Here is a 20,304-nt window from a genome sequence, read left to right as displayed (position 1 = left end):
TCGGCCCAGGACCCAGCCGCGTGCTATGTTCGCACGGGTATTGGTTGATTCGGCGTTCAGCCCCGTTTCACGCGCCTTTCAGCGAGCCAATACATGCAGGCACGCAATCTCCTCTGGCTGCTCGTCCTGCTCCTCGCCATCGAGAGCCTGATCGGCGAGTTCTACCGTACCGTTCCGCTCACGGTCCTGCACCTTACGATACTCCTGTCGTTCGCCTTCGTGCACGGCGCCCTGCGCTACGGGACCCGCGGCATCATCGCCTTTGCCGTCATTTGCCTCGTGGTCAGCAATCTCCTCGAGAACCTAGGCGTCGCCACCGGCTTTCCGTTCGGTCCCTACCATTACACGGACGCCCTAGGCCCGAAGCTCGGCTACGTGCCGCTGATGATCGGCCCCGCCTACCTCGGGGTAGGATACCTGTCGTGGGTGCTGGCCGGCGTCCTCATCGGCGACGTGAGCCGCCGCTCCGACGGCTGGCAGGTCCTCGCCACGCCGGTCATCGGCGCCTTCATCATGGTGATGTGGGACTTTGCCATGGACCCCATGGCCTCGACGCTCGCCCAGTGGTGGATCTGGCACCAGGGGGGCGGTTACTTCGGTGTGCCGCTGCAGAACTTCCTCGGCTGGTACCTCACGGTCTTCGCTTTCATGCTGATCTTCGCGATCTACCTACGCAGGTACGGCCCCGAAGAGACCGCGCCGCAGCCGAAGGGCTACTATCTGCAGGCGATCGCCATGTACGCCGTCGTCGCCCTCGACTTCGTCGCGAGCTATCTCGTAAAAGGCAGCGAGCAGGTGACCGACGCCACGGGCATGACTTGGCGCAGCGGCGACGTCTATGAGACGTCGGCGCTCGTCGCGCTGCTGGCCATGATGTTCATAGTCGTGCTGGCGACGCTGAAGGTCGCGCGCGAGCCGGACGAAACGCTCAGCCGGATCTAGCGGAACACCCGCTCAACAATGGCGCCCGCGACCTTGCCCGCGCTGATGTCGGGAAGGGTACCGCCATAGTTGCCGCCGTAGACGTGGCGCACCAGGCTCGCGTGCATTTCCTGTGACGGCGCGAACTGCACGGCGAAGCTGGCTGGATCGGCACGCATGATCGTCGCCATGACGTCGATGGCGTCGAACTGGACGCGGACTTCCGTGCCGACCGGACCCGGCGCCGCCCCGCGCAGACGCATGCCGCTCACCGAGATGTTGTCGATTGGCCTGCTTTGGTTCGCGCCGCCGATGGTGATGGTCGCCATGCCGCTCGCGTGGAACCGGTCGCCGCGGCGCGCCTGCGAGGCTTCGACGCAAACGAAGCAGGCCATCGTCAGGATGACGATGTTATACCAAGTCCAGATGTAGGCGATGATGCTGGCGTCGGCGAGCGAGCGAGAGTCGTCGAGCACGAACGCCCAGAGGATGCCGGCCACGTTGAATGCCAGGTAGGCGATGAAGATGCGCAGCATCCGCCATTGTATGAAGCCCTTGGTACGGTCGCCGCCCTTCGCCGTAACGTCGAACTTGTGGCCCTGCGGCCGGAAGAGGCCGATGAACACCGAGCGCGCGATGTCGGTGGCCCCGAGCAGCTGGCTGAGATCGGCCATGAGGGGCAGCACGCGGCCGCGCGTCAGCCAGGTAATCATCGCCACCTGGACGACGAAGAACGGCAAGAGATGCGAGATCGCGTCGGGTACCCCGGCGTACACCGCCTGAATATTGAAGAGCAGGTAGAGCGGCGGCACGACGAGCGCCATGAGACGAAAGATGTGCGTCGCCGACCAGTGCAGGAACGTCTCGCTGAGCATGACGCGATCGAGCAGCGACATCGCCACCTGGTCCGACAGCGGCCCGTTCGGGCCGCGGCAGATCTGCATGAAGCCGAGCGCCCACCGTGCCCGCTGCGACACGTATTCCTTCAGCCCTTCCGGCGCGAGGCCGAGCGACAGCGCCTCGTTGAGATAGATCGTGCGGTAGCCGATCTCCTTCAAACGCAGCGACGCGAGATAGTCTTCCGTCACCGAATCCGTCGGGAAGCCGCCGATACGCATGAGCGGGGCATAGCGCAGCACGGATGACGTGCCGCAGCAGAAGGCGCCGCCCCAGGCGTCCTTCGCCGGCATCACCACGTCGAAGAAGAAGCGCTGCTCGTCCGGCCAGACGCGCACCAAGTTGAGGTTGATCTGGATCGGGTCGGGATTGAAGAAGTGCTGCGGTGTCTGCACGACGCCGACGTCGGGCTCGCGCATCAGCGCCACGGTTCGCGTCAGGAACTCGGACTTGGCAACGAAATCGGCATCGAGGATGGAGACGAACTCGGGCTGCTCGGTCAGGGCCGCCAGATGCTTCAGCGCGTTGTTGATGTTGCCGGCCTTGGCATGGCGGTTGTCGGGCCGGGTGATGTAGCCGCAGCTGTGCCGCTCGCACATCGCCTTCAACCACGGGCGCTTGCCGTCGTCGCAGACCCACAGGCGGTAGCGCGGATAGTTGATGCCGAGCGCGCCGATGATGGTGCGCTCCAGGATCGCCTCTTCCTCGTTATAGGTGCAGACCAGCACATCGACGAGCGGCTGCGCGGGGAGCGCCTTGAGCCATTTGACGTCGGCGTCCGCTTCGGGTGTCCGATCCTTGGTGCGCGTCAGGAAGAACAGCGCCACGGTCGTACCCAGCATCGACAGCATCTCGACGAACGTGAAGACCGCGCCTATCGCGAAGTCGACGGGTTCGGAGAGCGGCGGCAGCGTGTCGGTGATGCGCCACAGCATATAGCGCCAGCCGAGAAATAGGCAGACGCCGATGGCAATGGTGCGCGCGAGCGTATTGTTACGGTCGAGCCACGGCAGAATGCCGATCGCGAGGAGCCCCATGACGAGGCCGGGTGCGATGGCATCCCAGTAGCTGATACCCGAGGCAACGTACATTGCGGTCGCCCTAGTTCAGTGCGTCGGCGGTCTTGACCGTTTCCGGCGACGCGGCCGTCGATGTATCGAAAGTGACCTGCCCCGTGCGCCCGACGTTGCATTCGCGCCGCTCGGCGAGCCCGGGCACGGCAATCGTCACATGGTAGGGTTCGCGCGTCAGCGCCGTCTGCTCGATGGCCAAGTTGGAGCCAGCTGCGGCGAGACCCGTGAGGCCGACGACGGTGCCGGCATACTCGGTGCTTTCGCCGCGCAGGCGGAAGTGTGTCGGCTGGCCGATGAACAGCTTGTTGTACACGCTCTCGCTAACCGTGGCCGTCACCACCGCGCCGGCGCAGTCGAGGACGCGCAGCAGGCTCTGCCCGACGCGCACTTCCTCGCCGTTGGCCGTCAAGACCTCCCAGATGCGACCGCGCACCGTGGCCTTGATGTCGGCATGCGAGTGCACGGCGAGCTGCTGCTTCTCGGCGGCTAGCTCGTTCTCGAGGTAGGCGATGCGTCCCTTGTTCTCCTCGACGCGGGCGCTGCCGTCGAGAAGCTGCTGGCGAACCTCGTCGAGGCGCTGCGCCGAGCGCGGCAGGTCGTTGTAGCTGTCGCCGACGAACAGGCCCTTCTTCGCCGCATCGAGTTCGATCTTGTTGCCTTCGAGGCGGATCTTGGCGGCCTGGATGGCCAGCCCGGAAGTTTTGAAATCGCGTTCGGCGTGCAGCAGCGTGGCGATCGTCTGCGAACCCGTCGCGCGCAGCTTCTTCGACCGCTCCATGGCCTGATGAGCATCTTCGTGCGTCGCTTCGGCCGAGGTGATCTGCACCTTGAGCTCGTTGGCGCGCGCCTCGAGCTGGAGGATGCGGCCTTCTTGGAAAGCGTTGCGCTGCGCCACCAGGTTCGCCTCGATGCCCTTGAGCTGCGCGACGCGCTTCTCCGCCGCGTGCATGTCTGTAGTCAAACCGTTGATCGTGCGGCGCAGGTCGTCGAGGCGGCCGCGGTCGGCGCGAGTGTTGGCGATGTAGAGCAGCGCCTCGTTGGGCTCGACCTCGGTGCCGACGGCGAGCGTCGGCGCGACGAGCGAGACGTTGCCGTCGATGGGAGCGCGCAGGTTGATGAGGCGGGCGTTGACCGTCGCCTCGGCGCTGGTCGTTGCCAGCAACCGCTGCAGGGGAAACCAGCCGAGCGCCAGCGCGACCGCGATAGCGATGAGCGATTTAACACCCTGCCGGCCCTTGAACCTGTCGAAGAACCCGGGCTCGCGCGGCGGGGCGACCGGCGGCGGCGGTGCGTGCGGCTCTTTGAGCGGATACTCGTGAGGTCTTTCGTCGGGATGGCGCAGCCGGTCGCGCAGCTCTTCGTCGAGCCGCTTCAGGCGCGCAACCGCGCCATGCTCGGGAGCTTGACTCTCGGCATGGACGGCGTCGGCGTCCTCCGTCGTCGGGTTCGGTGTCGGATGAACGGACATTCGGATACTCGCGCACTCTCGTGCGAGCAACGGTCCGTCCGACGCGACTGTTCGCTCCGGGCATCCGGCTCGCCACATGAAAAGACCAGTTAGCCAATCAGGGGTTAAAACAGTCCACTGATCGATCTAACGAGTGGCGAGTTCGCTTAAAATTGACTGAAGAAGTCTTCGCAGGAGCCCCGCAAACACTGGAGCTCGGCGTCTCAGCCGAGCCCCACCTGCTCCCAAAGTAGAGCCGACGGGATTTTTACCTGCAGGCCATCGCCATGGACGCTGTCGTCGACCTCGACTTCGCCGTCGCATCACCCACATTTTCGCCCATCATCGCGACAAGACGACGATCTCACCGCGCATGGATGGCTGGTGGTCATAGCATTCGATTTCGATGACACCGGGCGTCTTGGGGGTGAGTTCGACGGTATGCATCCGCCCCCGCGTCAACGTGAACCGCTCGTCGACGCCTCCGCCTTCCAGATGAATTGAATGCGACATGCCGTGTATGCCGATAAAGTGCAGCCGGACAGGCTCGCCGGCGTTGATAACGATCTGCGAGGGCTCGAAGGCGAACGCTCGCACACTCCATTTCCCCTCCTCGTCGGGCCTCTTCAGCACAAGACCTCGGCCTTCGGGCAGAGCGGCCTCGGGGAAGGCCTCTGGCTTGTGGTCGGCATCGCCGTGGGTGGATGTCTTGCCATCCACGTGTACGGTCTTGATGTAGAATTCCCGCATCTCTTCAGCCTGAACGGGTGCTATCAACGGCCATCCGACCAGGCTGGCGGCGAGTAGGCTGGCAAAAAACGCTCTCGTACCTTGCATGACTGTCTCCCGTGTCCATCGATGACGGCAGGTGGCTGCGCGGACCGGCGCATTCACGTGGTCTGCGCAAACAGAGATGCCGGCGAACCGCGGATTATTCCCGGTAAACAGGACACGGGAATAAAATAGGTCCGAGCAGAGTCCTATTGTCAGGACGAGATCGCGGTTCGACGTCTGCGTCGGATTTGGAAGGGCTGCTCGCGCACGGAGTGGATGAGTTGCCTGCATTTGGGGAGGAGAACCGGCACGCTCGATTCGAGGAGCTAATGCTACCTCACCTCGATTCAGCCTATGGACTCGCCCGTTGGATGCTTCGCCACCCCCACGAGGCCGAGGACGCCGTGCAAGACGCCTATGTCCGCGCCCTCGAGCATTTCGACACCTATCAAGGTAGGGGTGAGAAAGCCTGGTTGCTGACCATCGTACGCAATGTCTGCCTCATGCGTCTCAGGCGCAGCCGGCAATCCGCCAATGTGGTGATGATCGAGGATGTTTTGGGCCAGGTCGAGCAGGCCGTCGCGGAGAGTTCTTCCGCTAAGGCAGCCGCTGACCCCGAGACTGCGAGCATAGCCAGGGCAGAGCGGAACGAGGTGCATCGCGCGCTTGGCCGGTTGCCGACTAGCTTTCGCGAAGTTCTGGTGCTGCGAGAGTTTGAAGAGCTCACCTACAAGGAGATCGCCGACGTCGTCGGGGTCCCGATCGGTACGGTCATGTCGAGACTCGCGCGTGCCCGCTCGCTAATGCGATCGCTCTTGATCGAGGCGGATCGCGGAGAACACAAGAATGAAGTGTGAAGAAGTCCGCGAACTGCTCGAAGCACTTCACGACAATGAACTCGTGCCGGAAACCCGTGCCGCGGTGGTCGAGCATGTTCAGGGGTGCTCCGGCTGCGCCCGCGCCCTGAGGGACCTGGAGGTCTTGCGCCCCGTAATCGCAAAAGCCGGGCGTTTCGTGACACCTGCAGAATTGCGCGCCCGCATCATCAGGACTCTACGGCATCGAGACGCAGGTTTCGCCCGGGGCTGGCGCTGGCGCACCCTGAGTGCCCTCGTGGCGAGCCACGCCGCCATGATTATCGGAGGCGGCTTAATCGTCTACGTAGCGACGAGTGACTATCTGCGGCACGGCTCCGCGACCCGCGAAGTCGTCGCCGCACACGTTCGCTCGTTGCTGGATGAACGGCGCCTCGCCCTGACATCGGGCGACCAACACACGGTCCGCCCTTGGTTCGCCGGAAAGCTCGATTTCTCACCTGAGGTCGTGAATCTTGAGCAGGACGGATTTCCACTGCTCGGCGCCCGAGTCGATTACGTGGATGGCCGCTATCAGGCCGCGCTCGAGTATACGCGACGCAATCACAAGATCACCGTGTTCGAAGCGCCGGCCGACGAGACATGGGTCAACGCCACAAGGCGCAGTGTCCACAATGGATACAACGTAATCCAATGGGTCTCTGGCGGCCTCTCCTATCAGGCAATCTCCGACCTTAACGGATCAGAACTCGGGCACTTCGCGGCTCTGCTGCGCCGCAAGTCGAAAGAATGATCGCAGGCTCGGGTCCGCCGCAGGCAGGCATCCTAGTTAGCTCCCTCCAATAGCCTTCGCGCGATCACCTGCGCCTGGATCTCGGCCGCACCCTCGAAGATGTTCAGGATGCGCGAGTCGCACAGCACGCGGCTGATCGGATACTCGAGCGCGAAGCCGTTGCCGCCGTGGATCTGCAGGGCGTTGTCGGCGTTGGCCCAGGCGACGCGCGCGCCGAGCAGCTTCGCCATGCCGGCTTCCAGGTCGCAGCGGTGCCCCTGGTCTTTCTCGCGCGCCGCGAAGTAGGTGAGCTGGCGGGCGATCATCGTCTCCACCGCCATCATGACGATCTTGTTGTAGACGCGCGGGAACGCGTAGATCGGCTTGCCGAATTGGTTGCGCTCCAGCGCGTACTTGAGGCCGAGATCCATCGCCGCCTGGGCGACGCCGACGGCGCGCGCCGCCGTCTGGATGCGGGCCGCCTCGAAGGTGTTCATCAGCTGCTTGAAGCCCTGGCCCTCGGTGCCCCCAAGTAGCTGGGCGGCCGGAACCTCGAAGCCGTCGAAGGAGATGTCGTATTCCTTCATGCCGCGGTAGCCGAGCACCTCGATCTCGCCGCCGGTCATCCCCTGCGCCGGGAACGGGTTCTCATCCGAGCCGCGTGGCTTTTCCGCGAGCAGCATGGAGAGACCCTTGTAACCAGCCTCGGCGGGGTTGGTGCGCACGAGCAGCGTCATCAGGTCGGCGCGCACCGGATGCGTGATCCACGTCTTCTGGCCGGTGACCTTGTAGGTGTCGCCCTCCTTCACCGCGCGCGTCTTCAGCGAGGCTAGGTCCGAGCCGGTGTTGGGTTCAGTGAAAACTGCGGTTGGAAGCAGCTCGCCCGAGGCGAGCTTTGGCAGGTACTTCGCCTTCTGCTCGTCGGTGCCATTGTTGAGGATTAGTTCGCCGGCAATCTCCGAGCGGGTGCCGAGCGAGCCGACGCCGATGTAGCCGCGCGACAGCTCCTCGGAGACGATACACATGCTCTCCTTGCCGAGCCCCATGCCGCCGAACTCTTCCGGCAGCGTCAGGCCGAACACGCCGAGCTCCGCCACCTTCTGGATCACCTCGAGCGGAATGTAGGCGTTGGCGAGGTGCCATTCGTGAGCGTGGGGAATGACCTCCTCTACCGAGAAGGTGTGCATCTGGTCGAGGATGGCCGCGTGCGTGTCGTCGAGCCCCGGATCGCCGAAGCTGACGGCGTTGGGCTGCGCGGCAATGAAATCGGCGAGCCGCTTCTTGACGTCCTGCGTGCCGCCCGCGGCGATCATGTCGGCGACCTCGTCCTCGAAGCGGCGCACGTCGGCGCGCGATACGCCGAGCTGCTCGGGACGGACGATTTCCAGCTGGCCCATCGGAATGCCGCCGGAGATCTGGGCGAGATATTCGGCGAAGGCGGCGGCGACGAGCAGCTGCTCGAACTCGCCGAAGCGGCCTTCGCTAGACAGCCGCGTGCCCCAAACGTGCATTTGCCGCAGCCCCTCGACCGCGGTAGCGAGCCAGGCGAGCCCATGCGCCGCGTGCTGGGCGTTGTCGATGCCGCCGGCTTCGGCGACCTTGGCGCGCACGCCGGACTTCGCCGCCTGCAGCACCTTGTCGGCGGAAGCGACCGCGCGTCCGGCGCGCTCGAGCAGCGCATCGGGGCCGGCCGCGAGGAAATCGTGCTCGGCCGTCTTCACCGCAGTCGACATCGTCATCCTCCTGGGAATCGCATGAGTGGCGCCGCGTCGGCGCCGCTGTAAGAGTTGCGTTGCAGAATAACTGGCCCGGTCGTCAAGGCAATCAGTGCCGCAGGGCCGTTCAACCGCCGGACAAGGCCTTGAAGAAGCGGCTGCCGGTGGCGCCCCGGCCGGCCACCGCGGCGATGCGCTCGGCAAGCGAGGTAGATTGGATCGCCGGCTGCTCGGTTCCGGCGGTGTCCTCGGCGAAGGCCGCGCCGATTTCGACGATCTCGACGGTCGCCTCGTCGCCGGGCCCCAAGAACGTCTCATAGCCGTTGAGCAGCAGCTCGGGGCCCTTGTCCTCGTGCAGCAACGCCCGCAGCGGCCGATTGGGCATGTCAGACGTCAGCGCCTCGGCGACCACGTCGTCGCCAAAGGACTCGATGATCGTCACGGACGCCTCGGCGGCGAGGTCGTCGGAGTAGTCGGGCTCGAGACTGCTGAGGGTTTCCAGCGCCGCCAGCATGCGCAGGCCATCCTCATCGGCCGTGCCGAAGCCGTCGGAATGGCGCTCGGCCGGGGGCGGGAGGGGCGGGGGCGCGTCGGCGCGCAGCTTCGACGGCCGCGTCGGCTCGTAGCCCGCAACCCGGCTTTCACCCGCCCGATCATCGCTCCTGGTTGCCACGTCGGCCCGCTTTCCCGGTTTCGGCTCCACTTTATGGAATAGGACGCGCCGCGTCCACGCTGGCCGCCTACGCAATTCGGGACCGCGCGGCAATCGCGGCATAGACCTACCCCGGGCGCGCCGCTAGGTTCCGCCCCACCAGAGTTCCGGGAGAGTAGAATGCAGCGCTACCGCACCTTGCTCGAGGCGATCTATCGCCTCTATGAGCACAGCGGCTTCGCCATGGCCGGCGCGGTGGCCTTCTCGTTCGTCGTCTCGCTCTTTCCCTTCTGCATCTTTCTCGGCGCGCTCGCCGGCATTTTCGGCGGCCGCGAACTGGCCGCCCAGGCCGTCGAGCAGCTGTTCCAGATCCTGCCGCCCAGCGTCGCCGGGGCGCTCGCCCCGCAGGTCGAGGCGATCATGGGACGCACCCGCATCGACCTGCTGACGGTCAGCGCGGGGCTGTCGCTGTTCTTCGCCACCAATGCGATCGAGACCCTGCGCACGGCACTCAACGGCGCCTACCGAGTCGTCGAGAAGCGGCCGTACTTCTACTGTCTCGGCCGCAGCATGGTGTTCGTCTTCGCCAGTGCGGTTTCGATGCTGGTGCTGACGTGGGTCGTGGTGGTAGGCCCCGCGCTCGCGGCGCGCTTCGATCCATCGCTCACCCAGTCGTTCACGCTGATGCGCTCGACGTGGCTCGGCGCGATCCTGCGCTACGCGTCGGCGGCAGCGGTCATCTCCACGCAGCTGCTCGCCTTCCACCTGTGGCTGGCAGCGGGGAAGCGGCGCATCAAGGACGTCTGGCCGGGCGTGCTGCTGTCGACGGTGCTGTGGCTGCTCGCCGCGAGCCTCTACTCGTACTACCTCAACCTCAGCGACTACTCGCGCTTCTATGCGGGCCTGTCGCAGCTGATGGTAGCGATGATCTTCTTCCAGATGACGGCGGTGATCGTCATTCTCGGGGCCGAGCTCAACCGCGGCATCTTCGAGTTCAAGCGCATGAGCGGCACGGGGCTCGACGCGGTCGCCGCCTTATCGCCCGTGCGCGGGCGCTAGCGGCAAGTCTTCATCAGAAAAAGTGCGCCGAAGGCCCTGTATCGAGCCTTCGGCTGCCGAACTCCAAACAGTCTAGCCGCCGCGCAGGCGCTGGCTGGCCTCGATCACGTCTTCGTAGGTTCTGAGGCCGGTCGTCGGAGCGGAGACGAGCACCGCCATGTTGCCCGGCTTATGCTCGTTGCGGAACATGCGCATGTGGGCCTTGGGGATCTGCTCCCACGGGAAGACTTCCGACATGCACGGATCGATGCGCCGCTCGACGACGAGCTTGTTGGCCTGCGCCGCCTGCAACAGGTTGGCGAAGTGCGAGCCCTGCACGCGCTTCTGGTGCATCCAGAGATAGCGGGCATCCATGGTCAGGTTGTAGCCGGTGGTGCCGGCGCAGATGACCACCATGCCGCCGCGCTTGACGATGAACACCGACACCGGGAACGTCGACTGGCCGGGATGCTCGAACACGGAATCGACGTTGTTGCCCTTGCCGGTGGTCTCCCAGATCGCGGCGCCGAACTTGCGCGCGCTCTTGAACCAGGCGTCGTACTCGGGCGTGCCGACCTTCGGTAGCTCGCCCCAGCAATCGAAGTTCTTGCGGTTGATCACGCCGCGCGCGCCCAGCTGCATGACGAAGTCGCGTTTATCCTCCTCGGAGACGACGCCGATGGCGTTGGCGCCGGAGGTGGCGCAGAGCTGCACGGCCATGGAGCCGAGGCCGCCCGAGGCGCCCCAGACGAGCACGTTATGGCCGGGGCGCAGCACGTGCGGACGATGGCCGAACAGCATTCGGTAGGCCGTGGCGAGGACGAGCGTGTAGCAGGCGCTCTCCTCCCAGGTGAGGTGGCGCGGGCGCTCGAGAAGCTGGCGGTCCTGCACGCGGCAGAACTGGGCGAACGAGCCGTCCGGGGTTTCGTAGCCCCAGATGCGCTGGCTCGGGGAGAACATCGGGTCGCCGCCGTTACACTCCTCGTCGTCGCCGTCGTCCTGGTTGCAATGGATGACGACCTCGTCGCCGACCTTCCAGCGCTTCACCTTGGAGCCGACCGCCCAGACGATGCCCGAGGCATCCGAGCCGGCGATGTGGTAGGGGTTCTTGTGGCCGTCCAGCGGCGAGATCGGCTTGCCTAGCGAAGCCCAAATGCCGTTGTAGTTAACGCCGGCGGCCATGACGAGCACGAGCACGTCATGGCTGTCGAGCTCCCAGGTGGGGAGGACCTCCATCTGCATGGCCGTGTCCGGGTCGCCGTGGCGCTCCTTACGGATGGCCCAGGCATACATGTTCTTGGGAACGTACCCGAGCGGCGGAATCTCCCCAATTTCGTAGAGATCCTTCTTCTCGCCGCTTGCCGGCGCGCCCATGGCGATTTCCGTCCTGGCGGCGCTTTGGCTCGTCATTCTTGGCTCCCGTGATGAATCCGCCGGACCCGCTGGTCGGCGGCGCATTTGATCGCGGCCCCACAGCCGCACGTGCCTGGAGCCGTTTCAAGCACGTTTCCGCGCTGCAATGAAGAGGCTCTGGCGCCGCTATGCGATCGTGTCAACGGAGCATTAAGCCCCGGGCGCCTAAAACGCCGGTTCGACTTGAGTTCTTTGTGGGCGGCAGGCCGGCAGAGCAGTCCTGGATAAACTGCACATGCTTGATTTTCTGAACAGAGCCGTCACCGTCGACACCTACACCCTGGTTGTCGTGGCCATGCTTTCCGGATGGGCCGGGGTGCTCACCCTGCACGTCCTGTCGCGGACGGTCCTGGCGCTGGTCTTCGTCCCCGGATTCACCCTCGGGGCGCTCGTGACGAACTACGTTTTCGAGCTGACCGGGTTCTATCCCACCCCCGACCGCGAGACCAACGTCGTCATCGCCTGCACGGCGGGCATCGTCATGGCCCTGCTCGCGCTGCTGCTGTTCATGCGCATCGCGGCGATCATGGCGTTCTTCCGTCTCGAGCGACACCAGTTCAAGCGCGACATGGCCGATCGCGACCTGCCCTACCGCCGCGAGCTGCGCCGCATCTAGGCGTCTGCCGACGCACGGGCGTTGCGGCAAAGATCATTTTGCATTGCACTGGCGGTTATGGGTACTTTACGGCAACAGCCGAACCCAACCGAGGTTGATGCATGCCCGAAGGCAAGAGCGGGGCCGGAAGTCGGACGCCCGACCGCCCGTGGTTATTTCGCACCTACGCCGGCCACTCGACGGCCGCCAAGTCGAACGAGCTCTACCGGAAGAACCTCGCCAAGGGTCAGACGGGCCTTTCGATCGCCTTCGATCTGCCGACTCAGACCGGCTACGACAGCGACAACGAGCTAGCCAAGGGCGAGGTCGGCAAGGTCGGCGTGCCCGTGTCCCACCTGGGTGACATGCGCACCCTGCTCGACGGCATCCCGCTCGACCAGATGAACACGTCGATGACGATCAACGCCACGGCCGCGTGGTTGTTGTCGCTCTACGTCGCCTTCGCCGACGAGCAGGGCGCCTCGCGCGACAAGCTCACCGGCACCATCCAGAACGACATCATCAAGGAATACCTGTCGCGCGGGACCTACGTGTTCCCCCCAGAGCCGTCGCTGCGGCTCATCAAGGACACGATCGTCTTCTCCTACAAAGAGGTTCCTAAGTGGAACCCGACGAACGTCTGCTCCTATCATCTACAGGAGGCGGGGGCGACGCCGGTGCAGGAGCTGGCGTATGCGCTGGCAACGGCCATCGCCGTGCTCGACACGGTGAAGGCCTCGGGCGAGGTGCCGGCCGACCAGTTCGGCCAGGTCGTCGGGCGTGTGTCGTTCTTCGTCAATGCGGGCCTGCGGTTCATCACCGAGATCTGCAAGATGCGGGCGTTCAACGAGCTGTGGGACGAGATCACGCGCGAGCGCTACGGCGTTACCAATCCGAAGGACCGGATGTTCCGCTACGGCGTGCAGGTGAACAGCCTCGGCCTCACCGAGCCGCAGCCTGAGAACAACGTCTACCGCATCCTGATCGAGATGCTGGCCGTAACGCTGTCGAAGAAGGCGCGCGCCCGCGCCGTGCAGCTCCCGGCCTGGAACGAGGCGCTCGGCCTCCCGCGTCCGTGGGACCAGCAGTGGTCGCTACGCATGCAGCAGATCCTCGCCTACGAGACCGACCTGCTCGAATACGGCGACATCTTCGACGGCTCGACCGTAATCGCGCGCAAGGTCGAAGAGCTGAAGGAGCAGGCGAAGGCCGAGCTCGCGACCATCGATGCGATGGGCGGCGCCGTCGCTGCAATCGACTACATGAAACGGCGTCTGGTCGAAAGCAACACGGGGCGCCTGTCCGGTATCGAGAGCGGCGACCTTACCGTCGTCGGTGTCAACAAGTGGACCGAGACCGAGCCCTCGCCGCTCACCGCCGGTGAAGGCGCCATCATGGTGGTCGACCCGGCAATGGAAGCGCTGCAGGTCGAGCGCCTTAAAGCCTGGCGTGCTGAACGCGACAATAAGGCAGTGAGTGCCGCGCTCGCCGATCTGGAGCGTGCTGCCAAGGAAGGCCGCAACATCATGGAGCCGTCGATTGTCGCCGCGCGCGTCGGCGTGACGACCGGCGAGTGGGGCGGCACGCTACGCCGCGTGTTCGGCGAGTATCGCGCCCCGACCGGCGTTGCCCAGTCCGCCGTCGCGCGTGACAGCGCCGCGCTCGACAGCGTGCGCGCCGCCGTCGACGAGCTCTCCGCCAAGCTCGGCCGCCGCGTGAAGTTCCTCGTCGGCAAACCGGGCCTCGACGGTCATTCGAACGGCGCCGAGCAGATCGCCGTGCGCGCCCGCGACGTCGGCATGGACGTCGTCTACGAGGGCATCCGCCTGACGCCGGCGCAGATCGTGCGCGCCGCCGTGGACGAGAGCACCCACGTCATCGGGCTTTCCATCCTTTCTGGCAGCCACGTGCCGCTCGTGCAGGAAGTCATGGAGCGTCTGCGCAAGGAGGGCCTCACGGACGTGCCCGTCGTCGTCGGCGGCATCATTCCGCCGGAGGACGAGGTGAAGCTGAAAGCATTCGGCGTCGCCGCCGTGTACACGCCGAAGAACTTCCAACTCAACGACATCATGAGCGACATCGTGCGTCTCGTCGGCAGCCAGGCGATGGCCGCCTAAGACGGGGCAAACCAACAAGGAAGAAATGACGATGCGTGAAGAAACCCGGCGCAAGCTCGAGCGCGCCCTGTGGCGCGAGCGCTTCAAGAAAATCGGCATCGGCGCCGCGGCGCTGGTCCTGATCGGCGCCTATTTCGTCTACGAGGACTACGACGCGCGCGTCGAGAACGTGCGCGTGCCGGCGACGGTGACCAACGTCGGCCCGCTCAACATCAAGAACACGCGCCTGATCGAGGAAGGGCTGTCGGTCGAGGTGGCGCTCGATAACGGCGGCCGCCGCATCAACGTCATGGCGATGAAGACGACCGATCCGCACGTCGGCGATCACATCGAGATCACCGAGCACCGCCACCACACCGGCCGCATCACCTACTCCTGGAAGTAGCCTAAGCGCCTTTTGACTTTTCGCCGGCGATGGCAACCTTCTCGCCCAGCATCTCGCGCACGTAGAGCCGGCGCACGGCCACGTCGATGACGATGGCGAGCGGGTAGGCGAGCAACAGCCCGAGCGGCCCGAACAGGATGCCGATGGCGACGACGGCGAGCAGGCCGACGGCCGGCGGCAGATCGACCGCGCGGCCGGTGACCAGCGGCAGGATGATGTTGTTCTCCACCTGCTGCACGACGATGAACAAGAGCAGCGTCCACCCGACCATCTCCCAGCTCTGCGTCGAGGCGATGAGCAGCGCCGGTACGGCGCTCAGTATCGGCCCGAGATAGGGGATAAACTCGAGCACGCCCGCGACGAAGCCCAAACCCAGCGCCGACGGCACACCGATCAACGCGAGTCCGCCACCGATCATCACGCCGACCATGATCATGGCGAGAAGCTGCGCGCCGAGCCACAGGCGCAGCGCCGCGCCGGCCTGGGTCAGCGTGTCGGACACCTGCGGCTGCACGCGCTTGGGAAACAGCATCACGAACCCGCGCCGGTAGATGCCGGGATTGATGGCGATGTAGATGCCGGCGATCACCATGAGCACCACCGTTGCGACCGAGCCGGCGACCGCCTTGCCCCACGTGAAGGCGCCCGCCAGCAGGCCTCCGATGGAGGAGCCCTTCACGAGATCCGACACCGGCATCGCCAGGAACGGCACGCGCTGCGAAGCCGCCTCGGCGGCGGCGGGCAGCTTGTCGAACAGAGCAACGAGCTGATCGCTGATCTGCGCGCCGAACCAGTAGGCGATGCCGCCCAGCAGCGCGACCACGCCCAGTCCCGCAGCGAGCAGCGAGAAGCGCTGGCCGAGCGACGTCTCGCGCGCGATCGGGGCCGCGATGGCGCGCAAGGTCACCGCAACCAGCACCGCGCCGAAGACCAGGAGCAGCAGGTCGGAGAGCAGGTACAGCGCCGCGACGAGGGCGAGGATGCCGACGACGATGAACACGCGCCGTATGAACTGGGCCTCGGAGAGCGCGGATGAAGTTGGGGCGGAAGCGGCGGCCATGCTGGGGTCCCTCTGCGGACGGCGGGCATCCCGGCAACGGCGGCTGTGGCACGTGGGTTCCCACCGCCCTGAGCATTTTCAGTTGGGGTCGTTCAGCTGGCCGCGATTCCGGTCGTCCGGCAGCGTCCGGCTACTGTTTCGCTGAACTGTCGACGGGATGCCTCAGTTCGGCGGGGGCGTTGAACTCCAGCTCTGGAACGAGTTGCTTGTAGACGAGGTCGACCCTGGCGTGGAAGCCGTCTTGGTCGAGCGTGCAGTTGGTCTTGAGAAACGCCGTATCGAGGGCCTTCGACCAAGCGTGACCGAGGTCTCTGGCCTGGGAAATGACCATAGTCTGCCACACCTCGGGTCGAGCCCCGACATCGGTACGGCTCATTCTGTCGAGTTCGTCGTAGCAGCCATCGAGCCGCTTGATGCTGCTGCTGATGAAGAGCAGGTCTGCATCGAGCGGACCGTTGCGGACCGTGAACCCGGCCACGGTTCTGTAAAGGTCGAGCTCGCTCATCTTTCCGGAGAGCTGTTTGAAGCGCGCGCGGTCATCGCTCGCAATGACGCGTTTGAGAAACGCTTCGGCATCGTTTGACTGGAGGTCAATGTCGCCCCAGCCGAGCAACTCACGAACCTCGCCGGCTGCGTACATCGTGCGGGATAGGATCTCGAATGCCAGCTCGCTCCGCTTCTTGGCGCGCTCCTGGGTCTTCCACGTGTTGAGCGTGTAGATCGCCAAACCTACCGCGACGACCGCCGCAGCAGCCTGCACGTGGGCCGCGAGCCCGCCGTTGAGAAGGTAGGCGCCGAGAACCGCCCGAAAGCGTTTCCAGCCGCTCGGCGCCGAGCTATCGGCCTCGGGAGACGGAGCGCGCCTGACGCTGCGAAGCTGAGAAAACGACATTGCAATATGGAGCCAGCAAAGCGGTATTTTGTACCTATTTTCACGTTCATGCACGCGTCAAATGTGGCGACAGCGCCGTTGCGTGACGGTCGCTTCATGTGTAGGGAAGGGGCCCCGGTCGGCAGCGCGAAGGCCAAGGCGCGCTTCTCAGACGGGCTTGCCCCAGTGGCGGAACCGGTAGACGCGACAGACTCAAAATCTGTTGTCCGCAAGGATGTGCCCGTTCGAGTCGGGCCTGGGGCACCACCTACTTCTGAGCGGCCGCGTTCGGCGATTCAGGACATCACACCGACGGCTTGCCGTCCTTGAAGGCGGCGCCGACCTCACCCACCAGATCCGGATCGAAGATGGGGAGCTTGCGCGCCGCGGCGCCGGGCTTCAGGTCGAGCTTGTCCATGTCCACCCAGAAGGTGCCCGGGGTGATCGCCGTCTGCACGTAGTAGCGGCGGCTGTCCGGGTCGATGATCGAGCGGTACCACGTCGGGTAGGTGCCCGAGACGCCCGAGTAGGGGCTGCCAAAGGGCACCGACACGTTGTTCATGAGGCTCATCATGCTGGCGGCGGCCTGCGCGGGGTCGTCCGTCTTCGGCAGATACTTGAGCGTATAGGCAGCGCGCACGAAGCGCTCGTCGGCCTGGATGCCGCCGGGCAGCTGGTCGATCGTGCCGCCGAACCACTTGTAGCGCAGCAGATTGGCGACCTGCTGGTCGTAGGCCGGCTCGTTGGTCATCACCTGATACTGGCGGCCGAAGTGGATCGTCGGCTCGCCCTTGATGAACTCGATGATCGCCGACTGGCCGTCGCGGTCGGCGAGCGCCACGTGCAGCGGCAGGCCGTTCGGATATTCGTCGCCGAGGCCGGTGTTGACGATCTGCACCTGGTCGAGGTTGGCGATCACTTCGTTCACCGTCGAATAGTTGTCGAGGTAGAACTGCGGCCACTGGTAGAAGGCGATGCCGGGCCGCTTGGAGTTGCGCGTCTCGTATTGCGTACCGTCGAGGAAGAGCAGGCTGACGACGAGGCCCTTCTCGTTGATGCCTTCCTCGGTGCAGATGCCGAGGCCGGCGATGATCAGGCTCGCATAGCGCGACGACCAGGTGGCGGCATTGTCGGGCACGCGCCCGGACCGCTCCATGCCCGCGGGTAACGCCCACATCTCCTCGTTGAAGTGGCGGCTCCAGTCGAGCGTGCGGCCGACGAGCTTGACCTTGTTGTCGTTCCAGAAGACGCGGCTGCAGGCACGCGCCGATGAGGGCATCGCGGCGACGGCTCCCGCGCCGGCGAGCGCGGCAAGGGCTTGGCGGCGAGACAGGCGGTTCGTCATCGGATGCAACCTAGGTTTTTGCGATCCAGACATATTGTCAGACGACGTCTTTGTTTCGCTTTAGCGCAACGGGTAAAAAGCCGAGGAACCCCTAGATCCAGGCCGGCTCTGGCTCAAGTTGAGCTTGCATTACGCCGCGACGGGGAATTGCTGCAGCGAAGCCGACCGCGCCCGGCGCTTCAGCGCCGGCAGAGCGATGAGCAGCGCAGCCGCGACGATCGCCGCGTCGACCCACCACGCCATCGGATCGGCGATGCGCCCCCACCAGAGGTAGGCGTGCGTCGCCACGGCGCCGAGCAGTGCCAGCCCGCTCAGCACGCGCAACGCCCGCGCCGTCGACGTCCCGTCGCGCATCACCAAGGCCAGCACGAGCGCCGCGGCAATCGTCGCGAGGTAGATCGCGACCAAACGCCCTTCGCCGATGAGCAGCGCGACGATCGCCGTTACGCCGAAGGCGAGCGGCTGACTCCAGCCGACCACCGCCCAAACCTTCTCCCAGCCCGGCGCCGGGCGTCCCTTGTCGCGCCGCCGCGCCAGCCAGATGACGACGCCGCTGTGGGTGACGATGGTCAGCGCGAGGCCGAGCACGCCATAGAGGACCTTCACCGGCAGGCCGCCGAACCAGCCGAAGTGCAGCGGTTGGATGGCGCCGAGGATCCACCGGCCCGGTCCAGCCTCGGCTTTGGTCGGGTCGGGAAGCAGCTTGCCGTCGCCGCGGAAGTGGAACGTCTCCGAGAAGGCGATCTTGCCTGGCATGTGCATGCCGAGTTGCACCACCTGGCCGGCGGTGCCGACGTGCTCGACGAAGACGCTCGCCACCTCGGCCTTCGGCTCGCGCTCCTGCACTTGGCGGATCATGGGAGCCAGATCCGGCACCGGCGCCGCCGTCTTGCTGTCCGTGGCGCGCGGACCGAACAGCGTGCCGAACGCCTTCTCCCGATCGCCGTCGTAGGCGGCGAGCGCCAGCACGCCGACGATCAGCGTCGACAGGCCGAGCAGCGCGCCCGAGAGCGTCACCACGACGTGGAACGGCAAGCCCCATACGCCGAGCCGATTGTGCAGGTCCGCCTCCTGCAGACGCCGCGAGCCGCCCCAGCGCAGGTAGAACGCATCCTTGAAGATACGCGGATGCGAGAGGATCCCGGAGATGAGCGACGACAGCAGCGCCACGCCCGTCAGACCAACGAGATATTTGCCCCAAGTGCGCGGCAGGTGCAGGTGCATGTGCAGGAAGCTGATGAACTCCGACCACGCCGCCGAAACCCGCGTCACCAGGCGGCCGTCGGCATCGGCAAGCCAATCGCCTTCAACGCCGGATTCATGATCGTGATAGGTGACCATGATCCGTTGCGGCGTGCGGGGCGGGGCGCTGACGAACAGATCGTGCGCGGCGTTGTCGGCCCGCGCCTGCTCGTACCCGGCACGCACGGCGGCGGCGATAACCTCCGGCGACGGCGTCTCCGTCACCCGCGGGCCGTCCGGCTGCTCCCAGCGCTGCAGCTCCATGAGGAACACGGAGACGGTGCCGGTGAGGCAGACGATGTAGATGAGCGCCGCGAATGCCAGTCCTAGGGCCGAGTGTCCGGCGAGCATCGCGCGCACGAAGTCGGGCGAGAGGAACTGCCGCTTCGGCGGTTTCACTTGAACCTTGTCGTGCATCAGGCGCTCAACATCTTGGGAAGGAAGGCGGCGGCATAGGCTGCGGCGGAGATGAGAGCGAGGAGCAGCGTGGCGCGCACGAGCTTTGCATCGCTCAGCGTCCACGCCATGCCCGCACCCCATAACGTAGGCACGAGCAAGCCGCCAATGACGATGCGGTCCGTCGGCACGAGCGGCATGTGGATGGCGAAGGCAACACCGATGCCGACCGCAGCGACGCCGGCAAGCACGAAGGCGAGGAAGCTTTTGGCGATGGCGCGCGGCCAATTCGTCGGCCGGTCCTCAGGCTCCAGCGCCACCTCGCGGCCCGGCCGCACGCGCGCCACGCGCCGTTCCAGCCCGTACCAAACGACGAGGAAGGCGACGGCCGAGAGCGCCAGCAGGGCGTAGGCAGTGCCAGCCTCGCCACCCCAGCTATAGACGTATCCGTAGATGCCGGCGCCAACGAGCAGCCAGCCGGCAAGAGTCAGCAAGCGCGAGGACCGCTGCAGCCAGCGCCAGCGCAGCAGCGCCAGCCCGGCGAAGAAAAGCAGCGTCGACGCAAGCGTCCCCAGCAGCTCGATCGATAGTAGCTCGCGCATCCGCGCATCCCCGGCATGTGCGCACGCAATCGCACGCGGCCCCTGTCAGGTGGATGCACCGACACGCCACCTCATGACGAGATTTGCACGCGACAATTTGATTGTCGACGTTGCACGTAAACAATAGCTGCGCAGATTTCGCGCGCAAAATGCCACACGCGCACGGATTCAATA

General features: G+C 65.4%; 18 protein-coding genes and 1 tRNA gene. 8 read left to right on the top strand and 11 right to left on the bottom strand.

The annotated features are described in order from the left end of the window. The first annotated feature begins 93 nt into the window (after positions 1 to 93). Positions 94 to 942, top strand: coding sequence for a carotenoid biosynthesis protein (locus tag GIW81_RS12935; protein ID WP_154739801.1), 849 nt, complete (start codon positions 94 to 96; stop codon positions 940 to 942). Here the strand turns inward: GIW81_RS12935 and GIW81_RS12930 are convergent. The 3 genes from GIW81_RS12930 to GIW81_RS12920 form a co-directional block, all read right to left on the bottom strand. Further along, positions 939 to 2,909, bottom strand: a complete 1,971-nt coding sequence (locus tag GIW81_RS12930; RefSeq protein ID WP_154739800.1) for a glycosyltransferase — start codon at positions 2,907 to 2,909, stop codon at positions 939 to 941. The two genes, GIW81_RS12935 and GIW81_RS12930, sit on opposite strands and share 4 nt — an antisense overlap. A gap of 10 nt (positions 2,910 to 2,919) precedes the next feature. Next, entirely contained in the window at positions 2,920 to 4,359 is a 1,440-nt protein-coding gene (locus tag GIW81_RS12925) for an HlyD family secretion protein (RefSeq protein WP_195930558.1), read from the bottom strand. 321 nt (positions 4,360 to 4,680) lie between these two features. Continuing rightward, on the bottom strand, positions 4,681 to 5,175 hold the full coding sequence (locus GIW81_RS12920; RefSeq protein ID WP_195930557.1) for a cupredoxin domain-containing protein: 495 nt from the start codon (positions 5,173 to 5,175) through the stop codon (positions 4,681 to 4,683). Between the two features lie 266 nt (positions 5,176 to 5,441). On the opposite strand from GIW81_RS12920, the gene GIW81_RS12915 reads away from it, so the two are divergent. Together GIW81_RS12915 and GIW81_RS12910 are read left to right on the top strand one after the other, a co-directional pair. After that, entirely contained in the window at positions 5,442 to 5,969 is a 528-nt protein-coding gene (locus tag GIW81_RS12915; protein ID WP_154739797.1) for a sigma-70 family RNA polymerase sigma factor, read from the top strand. Beyond that, entirely contained in the window at positions 5,959 to 6,720 is a 762-nt protein-coding gene (locus GIW81_RS12910; RefSeq protein ID WP_154739796.1) for an anti-sigma factor family protein, read from the top strand. The genes GIW81_RS12915 and GIW81_RS12910 overlap by 11 nt, the downstream gene beginning before the upstream one ends. Positions 6,721 to 6,752: 32 nt before the next feature. Here GIW81_RS12910 and GIW81_RS12905 read toward each other — a convergent pair whose 3' ends face one another. Both GIW81_RS12905 and GIW81_RS12900 read right to left on the bottom strand, forming a co-directional pair. Next, the gene (locus GIW81_RS12905; protein ID WP_195930555.1) at positions 6,753 to 8,438 is read right to left on the bottom strand and encodes an acyl-CoA dehydrogenase family protein; all 1,686 of its coding nucleotides are present in this window, start codon (positions 8,436 to 8,438) and stop codon (positions 6,753 to 6,755) included. A gap of 103 nt (positions 8,439 to 8,541) precedes the next feature. Further along, positions 8,542 to 9,087 (bottom strand): hypothetical protein, encoded by a 546-nt coding sequence (locus tag GIW81_RS12900; RefSeq protein ID WP_154739794.1) that lies wholly within the window; start codon positions 9,085 to 9,087, stop codon positions 8,542 to 8,544. Positions 9,088 to 9,246: 159 nt separating this feature from the next. On the opposite strand from GIW81_RS12900, the gene GIW81_RS12895 reads away from it, so the two are divergent. Next, positions 9,247 to 10,125 (top strand): YihY/virulence factor BrkB family protein, encoded by an 879-nt coding sequence (locus GIW81_RS12895; RefSeq protein WP_154739793.1) that lies wholly within the window; start codon positions 9,247 to 9,249, stop codon positions 10,123 to 10,125. A gap of 72 nt (positions 10,126 to 10,197) precedes the next feature. Here GIW81_RS12895 and ccrA read toward each other — a convergent pair whose 3' ends face one another. Then, entirely contained in the window at positions 10,198 to 11,514 is a 1,317-nt protein-coding gene (ccrA, locus tag GIW81_RS12890; RefSeq protein ID WP_154739792.1) for a crotonyl-CoA carboxylase/reductase, read from the bottom strand. Between the two features lie 238 nt (positions 11,515 to 11,752). On the opposite strand from ccrA, the gene GIW81_RS12885 reads away from it, so the two are divergent. The 3 genes from GIW81_RS12885 (at position 11,753) to GIW81_RS12875 (ending at position 14,614) form a co-directional block, all read left to right on the top strand. Next, on the top strand, positions 11,753 to 12,133 hold the full coding sequence (locus GIW81_RS12885; protein ID WP_154739791.1) for a hypothetical protein: 381 nt from the start codon (positions 11,753 to 11,755) through the stop codon (positions 12,131 to 12,133). Positions 12,134 to 12,234: 101 nt separating this feature from the next. Further along, a complete protein-coding gene (locus GIW81_RS12880) occupies positions 12,235 to 14,229 on the top strand; it encodes a protein meaA (RefSeq protein WP_154739790.1) in 1,995 nt (664 codons plus the stop codon). A gap of 31 nt (positions 14,230 to 14,260) precedes the next feature. Further along, positions 14,261 to 14,614: a hypothetical protein gene (locus tag GIW81_RS12875; RefSeq protein ID WP_154739789.1), complete on the top strand. Its 354-nt coding sequence runs from the start codon at positions 14,261 to 14,263 to the stop codon at positions 14,612 to 14,614. 1 nt (position 14,615) lies between these two features. Here the strand turns inward: GIW81_RS12875 and GIW81_RS12870 are convergent, their stop codons facing one another. Continuing rightward, positions 14,616 to 15,674, bottom strand: a complete 1,059-nt coding sequence (locus tag GIW81_RS12870; RefSeq protein WP_154739788.1) for an AI-2E family transporter — start codon at positions 15,672 to 15,674, stop codon at positions 14,616 to 14,618. A 130-nt stretch (positions 15,675 to 15,804) separates the two neighbouring features. Further along, positions 15,805 to 16,566, bottom strand: a complete 762-nt coding sequence (locus tag GIW81_RS12865) for a hypothetical protein (protein WP_154739787.1) — start codon at positions 16,564 to 16,566, stop codon at positions 15,805 to 15,807. Between the two features lie 159 nt (positions 16,567 to 16,725). Between GIW81_RS12865 and GIW81_RS12860 the strand changes: the two genes are divergently transcribed. After that, positions 16,726 to 16,812: transfer RNA gene (locus GIW81_RS12860), tRNA-Leu, on the top strand. Between the two features lie 37 nt (positions 16,813 to 16,849). On the opposite strand, the gene GIW81_RS12855 is transcribed toward GIW81_RS12860, so the two are convergent. From GIW81_RS12855 to GIW81_RS12845, 3 genes are all read right to left on the bottom strand, one after another. Then, a complete protein-coding gene (locus GIW81_RS12855) occupies positions 16,850 to 17,890 on the bottom strand; it encodes a linear amide C-N hydrolase (protein WP_195930554.1) in 1,041 nt (346 codons plus the stop codon). Between the two features lie 129 nt (positions 17,891 to 18,019). Further along, positions 18,020 to 19,549 (bottom strand): PepSY-associated TM helix domain-containing protein, encoded by a 1,530-nt coding sequence (locus GIW81_RS12850; protein ID WP_154739785.1) that lies wholly within the window; start codon positions 19,547 to 19,549, stop codon positions 18,020 to 18,022. Continuing rightward, positions 19,549 to 20,130 (bottom strand): hypothetical protein, encoded by a 582-nt coding sequence (locus tag GIW81_RS12845; RefSeq protein WP_154739784.1) that lies wholly within the window; start codon positions 20,128 to 20,130, stop codon positions 19,549 to 19,551. Before GIW81_RS12845 ends, GIW81_RS12850 begins: the two co-directional genes overlap by 1 nt. Positions 20,131 to 20,304 lie beyond the last annotated feature (174 nt).

This window comes from Hyphomicrobium album, from assembly GCF_009708035.1.
GTDB classification, from domain to species: Bacteria; Pseudomonadota; Alphaproteobacteria; order Rhizobiales; family Hyphomicrobiaceae; genus Hyphomicrobium_A; species Hyphomicrobium_A album.
Note: the sequence above shows the minus strand (reverse complement) of the source record. Positions and strands in the feature narration are given on the sequence as shown.

What these genes read in the sequence shown, in the direction of transcription:
- GIW81_RS12870 (WP_154739788.1), bottom strand. Translation starts at nt 15,674, where the DNA reads ATGGCCGCCGCTTCCGCCCCAACTTCATCCGCGCTCTCCGAGGCCCAG.
- GIW81_RS12905 (WP_195930555.1), bottom strand. Translation starts at nt 8,438, where the DNA reads ATGACGATGTCGACTGCGGTGAAGACGGCCGAGCACGATTTCCTCGCG.
- GIW81_RS12895 (WP_154739793.1), top strand. Translation starts at nt 9,247, where the DNA reads ATGCAGCGCTACCGCACCTTGCTCGAGGCGATCTATCGCCTCTATGAG.
- GIW81_RS12925 (WP_195930558.1), bottom strand. Translation starts at nt 4,359, where the DNA reads ATGTCCGTTCATCCGACACCGAACCCGACGACGGAGGACGCCGACGCC.
- GIW81_RS12865 (WP_154739787.1), bottom strand. Translation starts at nt 16,566, where the DNA reads ATGTCGTTTTCTCAGCTTCGCAGCGTCAGGCGCGCTCCGTCTCCCGAG.
- GIW81_RS12910 (WP_154739796.1), top strand. Translation starts at nt 5,959, where the DNA reads ATGAAGTGTGAAGAAGTCCGCGAACTGCTCGAAGCACTTCACGACAAT.
- ccrA (WP_154739792.1), bottom strand. Translation starts at nt 11,514, where the DNA reads ATGACGAGCCAAAGCGCCGCCAGGACGGAAATCGCCATGGGCGCGCCG.
- GIW81_RS12855 (WP_195930554.1), bottom strand. Translation starts at nt 17,890, where the DNA reads ATGACGAACCGCCTGTCTCGCCGCCAAGCCCTTGCCGCGCTCGCCGGC.
- GIW81_RS12935 (WP_154739801.1), top strand. Translation starts at nt 94, where the DNA reads ATGCAGGCACGCAATCTCCTCTGGCTGCTCGTCCTGCTCCTCGCCATC.
- GIW81_RS12850 (WP_154739785.1), bottom strand. Translation starts at nt 19,549, where the DNA reads ATGCACGACAAGGTTCAAGTGAAACCGCCGAAGCGGCAGTTCCTCTCG.
- GIW81_RS12885 (WP_154739791.1), top strand. Translation starts at nt 11,753, where the DNA reads ATGCTTGATTTTCTGAACAGAGCCGTCACCGTCGACACCTACACCCTG.
- GIW81_RS12845 (WP_154739784.1), bottom strand. Translation starts at nt 20,130, where the DNA reads ATGCGCGAGCTACTATCGATCGAGCTGCTGGGGACGCTTGCGTCGACG.
- GIW81_RS12880 (WP_154739790.1), top strand. Translation starts at nt 12,235, where the DNA reads ATGCCCGAAGGCAAGAGCGGGGCCGGAAGTCGGACGCCCGACCGCCCG.
- GIW81_RS12930 (WP_154739800.1), bottom strand. Translation starts at nt 2,909, where the DNA reads ATGTACGTTGCCTCGGGTATCAGCTACTGGGATGCCATCGCACCCGGC.
- GIW81_RS12875 (WP_154739789.1), top strand. Translation starts at nt 14,261, where the DNA reads ATGCGTGAAGAAACCCGGCGCAAGCTCGAGCGCGCCCTGTGGCGCGAG.
- GIW81_RS12920 (WP_195930557.1), bottom strand. Translation starts at nt 5,175, where the DNA reads ATGCAAGGTACGAGAGCGTTTTTTGCCAGCCTACTCGCCGCCAGCCTG.
- GIW81_RS12915 (WP_154739797.1), top strand. Translation starts at nt 5,442, where the DNA reads ATGCTACCTCACCTCGATTCAGCCTATGGACTCGCCCGTTGGATGCTT.